This is a genomic window from Chlorogloeopsis sp. ULAP02 (assembly GCF_038404745.2).
GTDB lineage: Bacteria > Cyanobacteriota > Cyanobacteriia > Cyanobacteriales > Nostocaceae > Chlorogloeopsis.
On record NZ_JAYKTT020000072.1, the window covers coordinates 1 to 13,120 of the forward strand.

At 39.0% G+C, this 13,120-nt stretch carries 13 protein-coding genes; 7 read left to right on the forward strand and 6 right to left on the reverse strand.

Annotated elements, in window-relative coordinates; genetic code table 11:
• Window positions 1-293 precede the first annotated feature (293 nt).
• The 4 genes from U2718_RS25365 (at window position 294) to U2718_RS25380 (ending at window position 3,382) form a co-directional block, all read left to right on the forward strand.
• Complete coding sequence (locus U2718_RS25365) at window positions 294-533, forward strand: hypothetical protein (protein WP_342002862.1); 240 nt, start codon at window positions 294-296, stop codon at window positions 531-533.
• A gap of 661 nt (window positions 534-1,194) precedes the next feature.
• A complete protein-coding gene (locus U2718_RS25370) occupies window positions 1,195-1,677 on the forward strand; it encodes an adenosine-specific kinase (protein WP_342002863.1) in 483 nt (160 codons plus the stop codon).
• 53 nt (window positions 1,678-1,730) lie between these two features.
• The gene (locus tag U2718_RS25375; RefSeq protein WP_342002864.1) at window positions 1,731-2,678 is read left to right on the forward strand and encodes a YihY/virulence factor BrkB family protein; all 948 of its coding nucleotides are present in this window, start codon (window positions 1,731-1,733) and stop codon (window positions 2,676-2,678) included.
• Window positions 2,679-2,794: 116 nt separating this feature from the next.
• On the forward strand, window positions 2,795-3,382 hold the full coding sequence (locus U2718_RS25380; RefSeq protein WP_342002865.1) for a DUF3611 family protein: 588 nt from the start codon (window positions 2,795-2,797) through the stop codon (window positions 3,380-3,382).
• Window positions 3,383-3,391: 9 nt separating this feature from the next.
• On the opposite strand, the gene U2718_RS25385 is transcribed toward U2718_RS25380, so the two are convergent.
• The 3 genes from U2718_RS25385 to U2718_RS25395 form a co-directional block, all read right to left on the reverse strand.
• Window positions 3,392-5,029 carry an alpha-amylase family protein gene (locus tag U2718_RS25385; RefSeq protein WP_342002866.1) on the reverse strand — a complete coding sequence of 546 codons (1,638 nt, stop codon included), beginning with the start codon at window positions 5,027-5,029 and terminating at the stop codon, window positions 3,392-3,394.
• Between the two features lie 78 nt (window positions 5,030-5,107).
• Window positions 5,108-5,605 carry a permease gene (locus U2718_RS25390; protein ID WP_342002867.1) on the reverse strand — a complete coding sequence of 166 codons (498 nt, stop codon included), beginning with the start codon at window positions 5,603-5,605 and terminating at the stop codon, window positions 5,108-5,110.
• A 633-nt stretch (window positions 5,606-6,238) separates the two neighbouring features.
• Window positions 6,239-7,081 carry a hypothetical protein gene (locus tag U2718_RS25395; protein ID WP_342002868.1) on the reverse strand — a complete coding sequence of 281 codons (843 nt, stop codon included), beginning with the start codon at window positions 7,079-7,081 and terminating at the stop codon, window positions 6,239-6,241.
• Between the two features lie 1,062 nt (window positions 7,082-8,143).
• On the opposite strand from U2718_RS25395, the gene U2718_RS25400 reads away from it, so the two are divergent.
• Window positions 8,144-8,872, forward strand: coding sequence for an AIM24 family protein (locus tag U2718_RS25400; protein WP_342002869.1), 729 nt, complete (start codon window positions 8,144-8,146; stop codon window positions 8,870-8,872).
• Between the two features lie 198 nt (window positions 8,873-9,070).
• Complete coding sequence (locus U2718_RS25405) at window positions 9,071-9,460, forward strand: 6-pyruvoyl tetrahydropterin synthase family protein (protein ID WP_342002870.1); 390 nt, start codon at window positions 9,071-9,073, stop codon at window positions 9,458-9,460.
• On the opposite strand, the gene U2718_RS25410 is transcribed toward U2718_RS25405, so the two are convergent.
• Window positions 9,457-9,702 carry a hypothetical protein gene (locus tag U2718_RS25410; protein ID WP_342002871.1) on the reverse strand — a complete coding sequence of 82 codons (246 nt, stop codon included), beginning with the start codon at window positions 9,700-9,702 and terminating at the stop codon, window positions 9,457-9,459. The genes U2718_RS25405 and U2718_RS25410 overlap by 4 nt on opposite strands.
• 362 nt (window positions 9,703-10,064) lie before the next feature.
• Here U2718_RS25410 and U2718_RS25415 point away from each other — a divergent pair, with 362 nt between their 5' ends.
• Window positions 10,065-11,381 carry an HhoA/HhoB/HtrA family serine endopeptidase gene (locus U2718_RS25415; protein ID WP_411813364.1) on the forward strand — a complete coding sequence of 439 codons (1,317 nt, stop codon included), beginning with the start codon at window positions 10,065-10,067 and terminating at the stop codon, window positions 11,379-11,381.
• A gap of 169 nt (window positions 11,382-11,550) precedes the next feature.
• On the opposite strand, the gene U2718_RS25420 is transcribed toward U2718_RS25415, so the two are convergent.
• Together U2718_RS25420 and U2718_RS25425 are read right to left on the reverse strand one after the other, a co-directional pair.
• Entirely contained in the window at window positions 11,551-12,129 is a 579-nt protein-coding gene (locus U2718_RS25420) for a DUF1997 domain-containing protein (protein WP_342002872.1), read from the reverse strand.
• Window positions 12,130-12,598: 469 nt separating this feature from the next.
• Window positions 12,599-13,081 carry a DUF393 domain-containing protein gene (locus U2718_RS25425; protein WP_342002873.1) on the reverse strand — a complete coding sequence of 161 codons (483 nt, stop codon included), beginning with the start codon at window positions 13,079-13,081 and terminating at the stop codon, window positions 12,599-12,601.
• Window positions 13,082-13,120: the final 39 nt, after the last annotated feature.

Sequence of the window (13,120 nt, forward strand, 5' to 3'; positions counted from 1 at the left end):
TATTACTTAAGGTTCACCCATATAGATTAAAGCAGAACAGCCAGGGCAATTGATAAGCTAATCCGCCTTTAAGTTGCATAATCCTTAGCCTTAGAAAGACGCAAAGACGCGGAGAACGGGAGACGCGGGGATGCAATTTGAATAGATTATTAGCTTAGAAATCATAGTCATCGCTTAGAGATTGCTTACGGCTTGCTGAAATTGCATTCTCAACCGTGGTAAGTATGACTATTTGGCTCCACACTTCTGGATAAACTGCCGAAAGTACTCAGCTTACTACTTTTTTCACCAATATGCCAGTCAATACTCTCTCTGGTGCTGTCACACCGATTGAAAGTATGCTTGTATTCTTTCAATATTTGTCTTGGCTAAATCCGCTACGAGATTATGTCACGATTTCACGCACTTTACTCCTCAAGAGAGTTGACTTAGAAGTGTTATTGCCCAATACTTTTGTTTTATTAATCTTTACAGTCATATTTTTAGGGGTAAGTAAGCCACCTATTTCGCCGTCAACTCGGTTAGTGAAGTAAAAAGCCCACTCTTGCAAGCGGGCATACAAAAAGATTGACAAAATTTAGTCTGAGTCAAAAACTAATGTTGTACCCAGTATGTAAAAAATAAGGCATTTTTATCCTATATTAAAAGTGGAAAACTTGATTTTAAGACTTAACTTTAGACTTCTGTATTAGTTCTCAATTGTCTGCAATACAATCAATAAAATTTAATAATTAGCAAATGTTTTTTGTTTTTTGATGTTACACAATTGTAGTAACTCAGAACTTTACTTCTTTACAAAGCAAGAGTTATCGTCTTTTTTCAACTCAAATTAATAATAGTTGGTTATAAAGATATGCGCAATTTTTCTGTAGAAAATGCGATCGCCTCTTTTTTATCAATATTCATCTAACAAAAATTATGTAGCATAATTTAAACAGTATATACCAATTAGATAGGCTTCACTATAATTAAATAAATGAACATAAATAGACAGAATGAAATATAAAATTATTAAAAATTATTTATAAATTGTAGAGTGTGTTAAAGTAACGCGTAACGCACCACCATCATGCTACGTTACGGTAATTTTTCATTCTCTTAAACTCTCAAATCTTTGCATAGCCGTAAATACCCTACTAGATATCATAAGTCTTTTGTCCTCTACCTTTTACCTGCTATTTGGAGAAAAATAATATGGAATTAAAATCAGTAGCAATGGAGATTCCGGAAGGAAGTAATATCATTATTGGTCAAACCCATTTTATTAAAACAGTAGAAGATTTATATGAAATCATGGTGGGAATATCTCCCCAAGTTAAATTTGGAATAGCCTTTTGTGAAGCTTCTGGCCCCTGTCTAATTAGAGTCACAGGTAATGATAGAAATTTGGAAGAAGTAGCAACAAAAAATGCCAAATCTTTGGCTGCTGGTCATAGCTTTATTATTCTATTAAAAGAGGCATATCCCATCAATTTTTTGAATGCTATTAAACAGTGTCCAGAGGTTTGTAATATCTACTGCGCCACAGCAAATCCTGTACAGATGATAGTCGCTCAAACAGAACAAGGTCGCGGTATTTTAGGTGTTGTCGATGGATTTTCACCCAAGGGTATAGAAAGTGCTGATGATGTCAAAGCACGGCAGGAATTATTGCGTAAGATTGGTTACAAACTTTAAGTTGAAAGTTCCTCTTGATTAAACTTGTAACTCTGCACCAGACATCAGTTCTTATGATTCGATATATTCGAGCCAATATTATACCGTCAAAACCAGCTCAACTCCTCATCAAAACAGGACTGAAGTGGGATCAAGATAATTGCCCCGGTATGGCAGCTGCCCTATCGTACTACGCCCTCTTCTCACTGTTTCCAATGCTATTAGTAATCTTAAGTGTGATCAGTTCGGTGATTGAACCCAATTCTGATGCATTTCAATACCTCAAAGAAGTCGTAGATCGGTTTTTACCTCCAGAAGTTCACGAACTGGTGAAAGGAACTGTAGTTGCCCTCAACAAAAACAGTGTCGGAGCTGGAATCATTGGTTTTGGATTGCTCTTATCCGCAGCCAGTACAGTTTTCGCCGTTCTCAGAAATTCAGTCAATAAAATCTGGCGATCGCATTATACAGCTTCTGAATCAGCATCAATTCATAGAATGGTACTTTCATTTTTTCTGAACCAACTTCTGTCTTTTATGTTGGTTTTTGCAACTGCCTTATTGTTGTTGACTTCATTAATCTCAAATATTGCCATTAAGACAATCCTCAAGCTAGTCGCAACCTTTAAAGAAACCTTTTCCTTTATCCAGGTTAATGAACTGCATTTATCCCAAGGGCTTTATGCCGGCTCGGCTTTTTTCATTTTGGCTTTGGCTGCCTGTATTTTATTCAAAATTTTGCCATCCGTTTATGTAGGTTGGCGTGATGTCTGGTTAGGTGCTCTACTTACTGCCTTACTGCTGGTGGCGTTGCAACAATTAGTTAGCAATAGCATTATTACGATCGGTAGTCATTTTCTATCCTATGGCATGATCGGAAGCGTTATGATTCTGTTGCTGTGGATTTATCTGACGTGCCAAATTTTCCTAGTTGGCTGTGTGTTTTCCTATGTTTACGCCCATATTTTCGGTAGCCGTCGCGGAATGGCAATGAATAAGGTAGGCAAATCTCCTTCTGCTTGAGCCTATATCTTTCTTCCCAAGTAATACGAACTAAAAAATTGATTGCAACAGATATATTCACAAAAGCCGAATACAAAAGCAATTTTTAATCCAAAATCCAAAATCCGAAATTGTATATGTTTGACTTCCTTAAAACTGAAACTGTTAGCTCTACTCCCCAACAGATCGCTCGTTCTATGCGCTGGCTGGGATGGGCTGGCTTCTGGTTGCAAGCCCTGCTGGGATTTATTCCGCTATTGGTAGTAGTCACATCTGTGCTGTTCAATCCTAGACAAGGTGGATTTTCCTTTGGTATATGGTTAGCGATCGCTTGTTTAGGGATTCTCATTTTTAGTATTTACTGGTGTTTTCGCTATACACAACTAGCAAACAAGCTAACGATTCGGGAACTGCGCCCAGCTAAGTCTGAGATTAGCCGAGATCTGAAATTCGGGCTACTTGCCAATCTTAGTATTATGGCGCTTGCAGTACTGATTGCCCTAGCGCGAGTTGGTGAATTGAGCTTCAAAATGTTAACGCTGCCTCAAGGTTCGACTGTGATTACTCCCAATCAAAGCGCGACGATGGTAACCCAAGGAGCAATGATCCCACCGTCTACTATTATTGCCATTCAAGCGATGGTGAATGCGATCGCAGCCGGATTAGTTGGAGCGATTGTGGCAATAATGTTGCTCTACCAACTTGGGCAAAATCGTAATGACTAATCATTGCGATTAGCCGAATGAGAGCATACTGTTAACTCGGAACCAGCGATAGCCGTATGCTGATAAAGGTATGGAGTGAACATCACCGTCGAGTGGTTCATACTGACAATTGCAAAACAAATCTATCAAATGTTGGTACTGTGGTGATTTGAGCCTAACGTTACAGACTTTATCTGCTAAGTTATGAACTGCTATTACCGCATTGCCATTCCACTCACAACAATGGGCAAAAACGCTAGGTTCATCTGTTTCTAGAATATGCCATTGACCCCGCCCTAACTCCGGACACTGCTTGCGAATGCGAATTACCCGTTCCATCCAGTTAATTAAAGAATCTGGTTGACGCTGCTGGGTAGCAACATTGACATCCTCATAGCCGTATTCACCCTGAGAAATGACAGGATGAGGCAAAGCAGAAGTCGGGGCAGTAGAAAAGCCTCCATTCTCTTCATTTGACCATTGCATCGGTGTACGAACACTGCTTCTACCTGGTAAAGACAAGTCATCACCCATACCAATTTCTTCACCGTAACGGACTAAAGGCGTACCAGGTAAACTAAATAACAGACTGTAAGTTAATTCTATACGACGGCGATCGCCTCCTAGTAAGGGTGGTAGTCGGCGACGGATACCCCGCCCGTAAATCTGCATATTTTCTTGAGGTGCAAAAGCCGCAAATACTTCTTGTCGTTCAGCTGGGGTAAGTTCAGATAAAGAAAGCTCATCGTGATGGCGGACAAAGTTTACCCACTGTGCAGTATGAGGAATACTTGGTAGAGACTTGAGCGCATCACATAAAGGTTTTGTTTCCTGACGGGCAAGAGCCAAAAACATATACTGATTCAACCAAAAGTTGAATAGCATTTGCATCCGATCGCCATCTCCGAAATAGGTACAAAGTTTATCTGGCTCAACGTTTGCCTCTCCTAGTAGTACTGCATCACCATGACGAGATGAAACAAACTCCCGCATCTCGGATAGGAAATTTTCTAAATCGGATGGTTCTGCACCAGGAATGCCCATTCCTTCTATCAAGTAGGGAGCAGCATCCACGCGAAAACCAGAAACGCCTAACTCTAACCAAAAACCCATGATTTTGCAAATTTCTTCTCGTACCGCCGGGTTGGCAATATTTAGATCTGGTTGTTCTTTATAAAAATGATGTAGGTAATAAGCTCCTGATTGTTCGTCGTACTCCCAAACACTTTCTTTTTCTCCAGAGAAAATAACTGTGTGTGAGTCTACCTTAGGTTCTTCTTCTGTCCAAACATAATAGTTGCGGTACTTCGAGTTCCGATCTGATCGTGCTGCTACAAACCAGGGATGGCGATCGGAAGTATGGTTAACTACTAAATCCGCAATCACGCGAATACCCCTTTCTCGCGCTTCGTGCATGAATTCTACAAAATCTCCTAAAGTTCCTAATCGAGAATCAACATTGTAGTAGTCCATTACATCGTAACCATTGTCACGATTAGGAGAAGGATAAAATGGCAATAACCACAGACAAGTAATTCCTAACCCAGCCAGATAATCAAGTCGGTTCGTCAGCCCCGGAAAATCACCTACGCCATCTCCATTGGAATCTACAAACGTCTCCACATCTAGAGAGTAAATAATTGCGTTTTTATACCATATGTGTTCCATTGCAGCTACTTTCCTGTCTTGATATAACTCATTAATAACTAAATACTCATAAATTTTAGTATTAACTACTACTGTGCATTATGATTTTGCTACCTCCTGTTGCGAGTATTGTTCAGTATCGGCAGCTTGATAGACGTGTTTGTTTTGCCAGTGTAACCACACCAATACACCACCAAGTACAGCAAAGATCATATTGAGCCACAAAGTGTAATCAATGCTAAACCTATACACTTGTGTGAGCATAGATCGTTCAACAGGAAGTACGCCACACAGAGCAAAAATTTCATGTACTGTAATTGCTGCTACTATTATGCAGACATACACAGCGATCGCTGGCAATGAACATGATGAAGAGATCAAACCAAATAACCCAGCTAAAGTCACTTGTTTCCAACTGCGCTTACCTAAAACTCTTGCCATTCCACAGCGGTTAACCAGTACCTGAATGACAGCAGAAATCGTGTACCCGAACACCAATGCCCAAAATGATTTCCACAAAATACCAGCACTGGCGAGCAGAGCTTGGATGATTTGATTGAGCATGACATAGTCTATATAGCTAAATTTTGTTTGCAAAAGTCTTGTACTTCACCCTGATTTGAAACTCCAGTAAAAGCTTGTCAAATGTTTGACAAGACATCGCTTTAAAGTATTAGGACAATAGGATAAGATGCAAAACCTGAGACTGGAGAGTTTTTTACCCAATAGTCATGATTGTGGAAATTTTCAAAATATTACTCACCTACCTTTAGGTAGAAATAACTTGGCTTTGGCAAAAAGAAGGTAATTCTTTCTAGCATTGCAATTAGAATAACTAATTGAGAATCAGTACCAACACTAGTTAGTGCAGGCACAATGTTTCAAATACACCATCCACTTCTAAAGCTTTTTCCTGGCACGTGGCTTCTGTACAATAGTTTCTGCCAGGCAAGTTCCAAACCTTGCTTATCCCAGCTAAGGGGAAATAGATCTAGTTGTGATTGACTATAATTATTACCAAAATCATTATATAAGTAAAAAGACGCAAGAAAACTTTTTTTTCGTGTTTTATATCACTGGTAAATAAATCCAAACTCTAGAAGTGGGAGTTAGGCGATCGCTCCCAAATACGTCATCACCCACCTGAGTCACAGCTTCTTTGTTGCAACGGAACTGTTGGCTCAAGTACTCAAAGACTGCCTGATCCGGGTTGTAGCAACGGCATTTATACTAAATCCCTGAAGGATATACAGCTTCGGCAACGATTACAGGCATATTATTATATTGTGCTTCTAACTGTCTTTTCACCTGCAAATCCCAAGTTACCTTATAATCTCGTTCAATCTCAGCCACAATAAACGGACGAACTATGCCGACGACTGCTATTGTCTGCCCTTTGTTAATAGCTACCGCTGGCGGCGTATTTAATAAAATTGGCAAATTTTCCCCGACAAACAGTCGATTTTCCTTAATTGAAAATAAAACTGGGCTTTGAATATTTTCAACTTTACCGATTACTACTAGTCTTTTACCTGAATATACATCAATATTGGCACGGACTTGAGTCGGTGTAGGAGAAAGTATAATAGAGCGAGCTATAATCGCAGGTTTGTTGATGCTATCTCTATAATTTTCATCTTGCAACCTGAGCTTAAACTCCCGTTCAATTTCTGAAATTATCAGGTTGCGAACCTCACCTGTGACTTGAATTGCAACATTTGGATCTTCGGGTAAGTCAAAGGCTTTTCCAGAGGCATTTACAACTATGATCGGTTTCCCACTAAAAAAACGGCGATCGCTAACTGTAAATGAGCTCAAACCAACTGTTTGTAAAGGTTTGCTTTTAATCGTTACACTTTTACCAATTAATTCCTCAGTGTTGTTAACTACATCTGTAGTGGTAACTAAACCTGGAGGAGCTACTGTTTGTTGACCGTTACTATAACAAGCCCTTACTATCACTGCTAACATTACTAAGCCTAATAATACTTTCGCTCTCCAAAGGCTTTGAAGTATGCCATTTTTTTGAGTATTAGTCTTTTCGGTAGTCTGTTTTTCGTCAAGTTTAATCATAATTAAAATTATTTAATAATATTTTGGGAAAAATATTAAATTTACTAAATAAGATAGATTTTTATTGTTCTTGTTAAAGATTATTCAAAATTTGATTTTTACTTTCAAAAAGTAATTAATTATTAATTAAACCCAAAATTTAAACTAATTCTTATAATAATAAGAAAATTATATTATTTCTTCTAGCTAAAGTTACATAAGGAATATAAAATTATACCTGTTGACTCTACCATAGATAGAGCCAAAAATATCTGCTTAGAGATGATTTATAAAGTAAACCTTAAACTGTAGTAGTGGCGTGACCGAACTAATTTAGTGCATAAATGTAAAATAAAGCTTGGATATGGCCATCTAATCTGCACCGAACAGACTAGAAGCCTAGAATTTCGGAGCATACTGCCCATACCACAAGAAAATCTCGGCAAAGCGCGATCGCGCAGTGTCTATTCTTGTAAGTTGTGTTCATTGGTAAAAGCTTGAAGCGTATTTACTTCCACTCACTTCTTTGGTGGCGTTACTGATGTTATAGCGTGAAAATAATTTTGTCTCATAACCAAAGTTCCTATAGAGAAGCGATTAATCACATCTCTACATCTGGGATTGATACCGCCATTGGGCAACATCTATTTAGCCATATACATAGTACAATCTCTTACATTATTTATCCAGTTATTAAACAGTTGCTAATTTCTAATAAATCTCATAAAAAAGCTCCTAACACAGGAGCCAGTGCATTCAAGCGAGTGTGTAAACGTGCCATTAGTGCTAGTTTAATCATTAATTTATAAATTAAACCCTATCTTAAGGTTGATAGTAACAATGAGATAGTAAAAAAGCGATCGCACTTTCAGTTTTGAGTCGATTAAACAGATATAATGCTACGGTTTTTGGAATCGCTGTGCATCTATCTGCCGCTGCACGACTTTCCTGCGCCTGAGTGTCAGCAAACTAGCATTTGTGTATATCTACTCTCTGTCTGCAACGTTATAAATTCTTACAAGTATTGACAAATACTAAAAAAATTTATACACCTAAACTTAATTGTCAGCGGAGATAGAAATTATGCACCACGAAGTCAAAATTTTGGAACCAACAGATTTATGGTATTTGCAAAATAATATTAACAAAGATACAAATAAATATTACCATCCTACAAAAAATATTCCACTTGTTCAGCAAGTGGAAATTAGACTAGAAAACTCTGGAGTAATTATTCAAAAAGGTACACTGCATAGTTGTATTGGAAAATTGACTTATGATGTTTATAAAACTGATAATCGTTTAAGAGATATATGGGTGTCTTTAACAACAGAGATAGAATTTAATGCGCCTGTATACAGAGGTTTGGGTATGGTTTTCCTAGAACCTAGACAAAAAGGTTATTTTTTGCATTACACACCTATTGAACTTTCAGAACAAGAACAATGGGAATTTGATGATGGTGTATTTCAGTTTTGTTCTGACAATGTAGTCATAGGAGCAAGAAAATTAAAATTCCGCCAGATGGCTGCTTCTGGAGATGGGAAATGGAGAATTGCTCTCAAAGCTTTACCAGGGCAAATAGCAAAAGTGATCACGGGTACTTTAGCACCTGCCAAAGTAATTGAATTAAAAAGAGGAGAAACTTTGATTGCAGATTATGACATGGTCAAAGGATATACAAATGGGATTACAGAAGATTACCGGAAATTAGGTCATTTTGGCAAAGGAGGTGGAGAAGGTTTTATTTGGATTTATAGTGGTGAAGGTAAACTATTAGTATCTGAAACTGATAGTCTTGGTCTTGGATAAAGCGGCTTTTCTGGTGCAACGTGTGTCATCTGTGTATTAACATCCCCCAAAGGAAGTCGATGGAAGCTTCAGTGTATGGTTTAATTGAAGGCGATCGCCTTTGCATAACAAACCTAACCTGTTGTCCCAAGATGCCTAGAAGCAGAGTATACGATCAACAAAGAATATATTCAAGATTGGCTTTGAGGCGATGTTAAAATGCCCAGATGGAAACTAGTAACAGAATTCTCGTTTGATAGTGCTCATTTCATTAAAGATTACGATGGCCCCTGTGGTAGGTTGCATGGACACACTTATAAAGTACGAATCGAAGCAATATCATCCAAATTGCACTCCTCAGAATATTGTCCGCATCCAGTCATGGTAGCCGATTTTAGAACTTTACGCTGGGCGAAACAGGATGTTTCCAAAGGAGGACTCGATCATTGCGTTCTCAACGAAGTCTTGCCTCCTGAGTACGAAACCACCGCTGAGATGATTGCTAAATTTATCTACGACGAAACCAAAAAACGGATGCCGCAGGATATACAACTAAAAGTTGCGGTGTCAGAAACTCCAAATTCTTGGGCAGAATATGAGGATGACTAAAATTGGCATCGCCCAATCGCGATATAAACCCCAGATGTAGAGACGCGATTCATCCCGTCTCTACAAGAATTTTGGACAGAAGCAATCGATACTCCACCAGCAGCACTTAACCAGCGACTACGAGGAAGTTTTTTGAATCTCAACCTCCTAGAGTACAAGTGTGCTAATGCTAAACCCATAGCAATTAATACTGATAAAATAAGTATGCCTTGGGCAGACGAAAAAAATGCTGAAATCCACATTATGTTACTAGTAACTTATAAAAATAATTTAGTTTCATTGCTACTCTTACTAAGAAATGTAGCTACTAATATTTTTATCGTCTTCACAAGAAGCTGAATCAAAACTATTCCTAAAGAGTGAATATAAAAAGTAAGTAAAAATTAAATAAGTATTTTTATAAAATTTTTTATAAATCAGTTCATACCATATAGTAAATGACTACAAATATTAAAAAAATGCATAAAATCACAGTAAAATCATTACTTTTGGTAATTTATGGCTGATAGCTCTCTTCCGGCAGAGGTAAAAAAACTAAAAAAGTATCAAAATTGAAAATAGACATCCTCAAATGGATAACTTACATCTAAATTAAAGCCTAACTATGACGCAAAGAATAAGCAGAAAAAATAATCAGAATACTTTTGATTTAAACTTTTACGAGACTCAAGAACAACCAGTCATTCTTAAGAAAGAAGCTTTGAAAACAAACCATTTTCTAGGCAAATTTCCTTGGCGCAAAGAAGCAAAACACTTACTGCTACCATTCATAGCAACAGCCATAGGTTTATTAAATGGCTGCTCGGTACAAGTTCCCAGAAGTACTCCTGAAAATAATACTACTCAACAAGTTCAGCAGCCAACACCTACAAACAATCGTCCCTTAGAACCAACTCCTGAAGACACCAATTTTGTAGTAGAAGTCGTAAACAAAGTAGAGCCGGCAGTAGTGCAAATTAACACTGCTCGCACTGTCCGCACTCAAGTTCCAGACGTTTTTCAAGATCCATTTATTCGCAGGTTTTTTGGCGATCGCGTACCGACACAACCACAAGAACGAGTCGTACGCGGTGTTGGCTCTGGTTTTATAATTAGTGCAAATGGTCAAATTTTGACTAATGCTCACGTTGTTAACAACGCTGATAGAGTAACGGTTACTTTTTCTGATGGTCGCAGATTGGAGGGTAAAGTACTTGGAAGTGATACCGTCAGCGATGTTGCGGTGGTGCAAGTTCCTGCCAACAATTTACAAGTAGTAGAATTAGGAAATTCCAAGCAGGTACAACCAGGACAGTGGGCGATCGCGATCGGTAATCCTTTAGGTTTGCAAAGAACAGTTACAGTTGGTGTTGTTAGTGCTATAGATCGTTCTGTAAGCGATTTAGGAATTTCTGAGCGTGGTATTGGCTTTATTCAGACGGATGCAGCTATCAATCCTGGAAATTCGGGTGGCCCTTTGTTAAATGCTCGCGGGCAAGTCATTGGTGTCAATACTGCAATTATCCAGGGCGCTCAAGGCATTGGCTTTGCTATCCCAATTGAGACAGCACAACGCATCGCCCAACAATTAATTACCGAGGGCAAAGTTGAATATCCTTACATTGGTATTGAGATGATAGCCCTGACGCCAGAGATTAGGCAACAAATTAACAATCTTCCCAACAGTAATATCCAGGTTGGCACCGATACAGGCGTTTTAATAGTTCGCATTGCTCAAGGTTCTCCAGCAGCGCGAGCTGGATTGCGCCCAGGAGATGTAATCCAGCAAATCAATAATCAATCAGTGACAACAGCCGAACAAGTGCAGCAGGCAGTTGACAAAAGTGGGGTAGGTAGTAATGTACAACTGCAATTACTACGGAATGGACAAACCGTGCAAATAACTGTACAATCAGCACCCCGCCCGGCTAGAACCCAATAAATCCAAACTTACACACAAGCCATTACAAAAGCCCAGCTATTATGCCGGGCTTTTGAGTGGGGATATATTCCCTAGAGGTTTAGATATAAGAGGTTAAGTATACATAGTTAATTTGTAGGCTGATAATGACTACGAAACTTAGGCTGTTGATTTCGGAAAAAACTCAAATCTAACTAACTGGATTTGTGATTGGAATCATGGAAGAAGTGTTTGCAATAACTTGCATCCCCTTAGCCCAAGCTTGATAATCCCGCACTAGTTGACGTTCCAAACGGTGCTTCATAGTCAAAAGAATGCCATTGAGAAAAGTATTACCAGCAGTCTCTAAAATTGACTTGGGTGTTAGCAAAAGGGCTGGCGGTAACTCAACTTGCACTATCAAATCTGCTCTCCCCTTGAGCAATGTGGCACTTCCTCTACTTTCAGGCGATAGATTACCTGTAAGATTGAATTTGAAAGACTTTTGTAGGTACTCGACTCCATGAATCTCACAAGCAAGCGATCGCAGATGGATTGTTCCGTCTGCCTGTGCCAAAACCTGCAAATCGACTATCGGTTTAAAACTGAACATCATAAAATTTAGAGGACGAAGCTTGAGCCGAAAGTCAGATTTACTCAGTGGTTCTACCTGAGTGCGATCGGTGACAGCTTCAACCAAACGTTGTGGTTGACGTAGATAGTGTTCAATTGGAACTGCCTGATTAGGCACGTTCATCGTCAAGTCTTGAGATGCATGCAATTTAAGCATAAGTAGAATTCCGTTCCCCTACAAAAGGAAGATACTTAATAAACTCGGTATAGGTTTTGAGAAAATCCAGGCTGTAAGCATTACGAACACCAAAAATCCACTGATTTAAAAGCCTACGCCATCATATAAATTAACTTTTGTAAATATTATTAATAATTTATTACAAAAAAAATTTAAAAAACAGGGTGGATAACCGTATATTTTTAGAGATACAAGGGAAGAGGAGGAAAGAGGACACGGGAACACGGAGAATAATTTTTCCTAAATACCACACCCTAATTTTGATTAAGTACCTAAACAAAATTAATTACACATTTTTTTTGCTGTTCCCCGTTCCCTATTGCTCCGAACTTCTGAAGTTCCCTCCGGGATGCTAGCTAACGCAACGCCTGACGGCGAACGCGTCTACAGAGTTCTCTGTGTTCCCTTGCCTCCACCGATAAGTTTAATTTTGCCTAACCACTTACCATTACTCACTTAGTTGGCAGCGCCCCTGCGTACTACACTCAATCCGCTTGTTGCGATCGGCTATGATTGTTGCTAAATCTGGTCGTCCAGTTAGAGTAAGCCGCCAATCAGCCCAAATTCCATACAGCCTATCAACGATGGGGCCAATTACAGGCCAACGGGTTGCAGCATATACCCATCCCATACCTAATGCTTCGTAGACTCGACGAAAGACTTCCACATTTTTGATTACACTACCATCAGGCAGAACAGCGTGAATGCGCCCCATCGCCGTTGCAAAGTCTACACCTCCATGCTCTTCGGGGGTATAATTTTCGTCTGCAATATCTACAAATGCTACCAAGCCTCTACCCGCGTCTCGCCTTTTCAAGAAGTTGACTTCTCGCATACACAACGGACATTCACCGTCATAGAGTAACTTGATTTGCCATGACGGTACCGCAGTTCCAACGGCTTCATGGGACTGAGTGTTTAAAGAGGACATAAGTATTTCTCAATCAATTCATGTCTTAAGTGAGGCTAA

What these genes read in the sequence shown, in the direction of transcription:
- U2718_RS25365 (WP_342002862.1), top strand. Translation starts at nt 294, where the DNA reads ATGCCAGTCAATACTCTCTCTGGTGCTGTCACACCGATTGAAAGTATG.
- U2718_RS25370 (WP_342002863.1), top strand. Translation starts at nt 1,195, where the DNA reads ATGGAATTAAAATCAGTAGCAATGGAGATTCCGGAAGGAAGTAATATC.
- U2718_RS25375 (WP_342002864.1), top strand. Translation starts at nt 1,731, where the DNA reads ATGATTCGATATATTCGAGCCAATATTATACCGTCAAAACCAGCTCAA.
- U2718_RS25380 (WP_342002865.1), top strand. Translation starts at nt 2,795, where the DNA reads ATGTTTGACTTCCTTAAAACTGAAACTGTTAGCTCTACTCCCCAACAG.
- U2718_RS25385 (WP_342002866.1), bottom strand. Translation starts at nt 5,029, where the DNA reads ATGGAACACATATGGTATAAAAACGCAATTATTTACTCTCTAGATGTG.
- U2718_RS25395 (WP_342002868.1), bottom strand. Translation starts at nt 7,081, where the DNA reads ATGATTAAACTTGACGAAAAACAGACTACCGAAAAGACTAATACTCAA.
- U2718_RS25400 (WP_342002869.1), top strand. Translation starts at nt 8,144, where the DNA reads ATGCACCACGAAGTCAAAATTTTGGAACCAACAGATTTATGGTATTTG.
- U2718_RS25405 (WP_342002870.1), top strand. Translation starts at nt 9,071, where the DNA reads ATGCCCAGATGGAAACTAGTAACAGAATTCTCGTTTGATAGTGCTCAT.
- U2718_RS25410 (WP_342002871.1), bottom strand. Translation starts at nt 9,702, where the DNA reads ATGTGGATTTCAGCATTTTTTTCGTCTGCCCAAGGCATACTTATTTTA.
- U2718_RS25415 (WP_411813364.1), top strand. Translation starts at nt 10,065, where the DNA reads ATGACGCAAAGAATAAGCAGAAAAAATAATCAGAATACTTTTGATTTA.
- U2718_RS25420 (WP_342002872.1), bottom strand. Translation starts at nt 12,129, where the DNA reads ATGCTTAAATTGCATGCATCTCAAGACTTGACGATGAACGTGCCTAAT.
- U2718_RS25425 (WP_342002873.1), bottom strand. Translation starts at nt 13,081, where the DNA reads ATGTCCTCTTTAAACACTCAGTCCCATGAAGCCGTTGGAACTGCGGTA.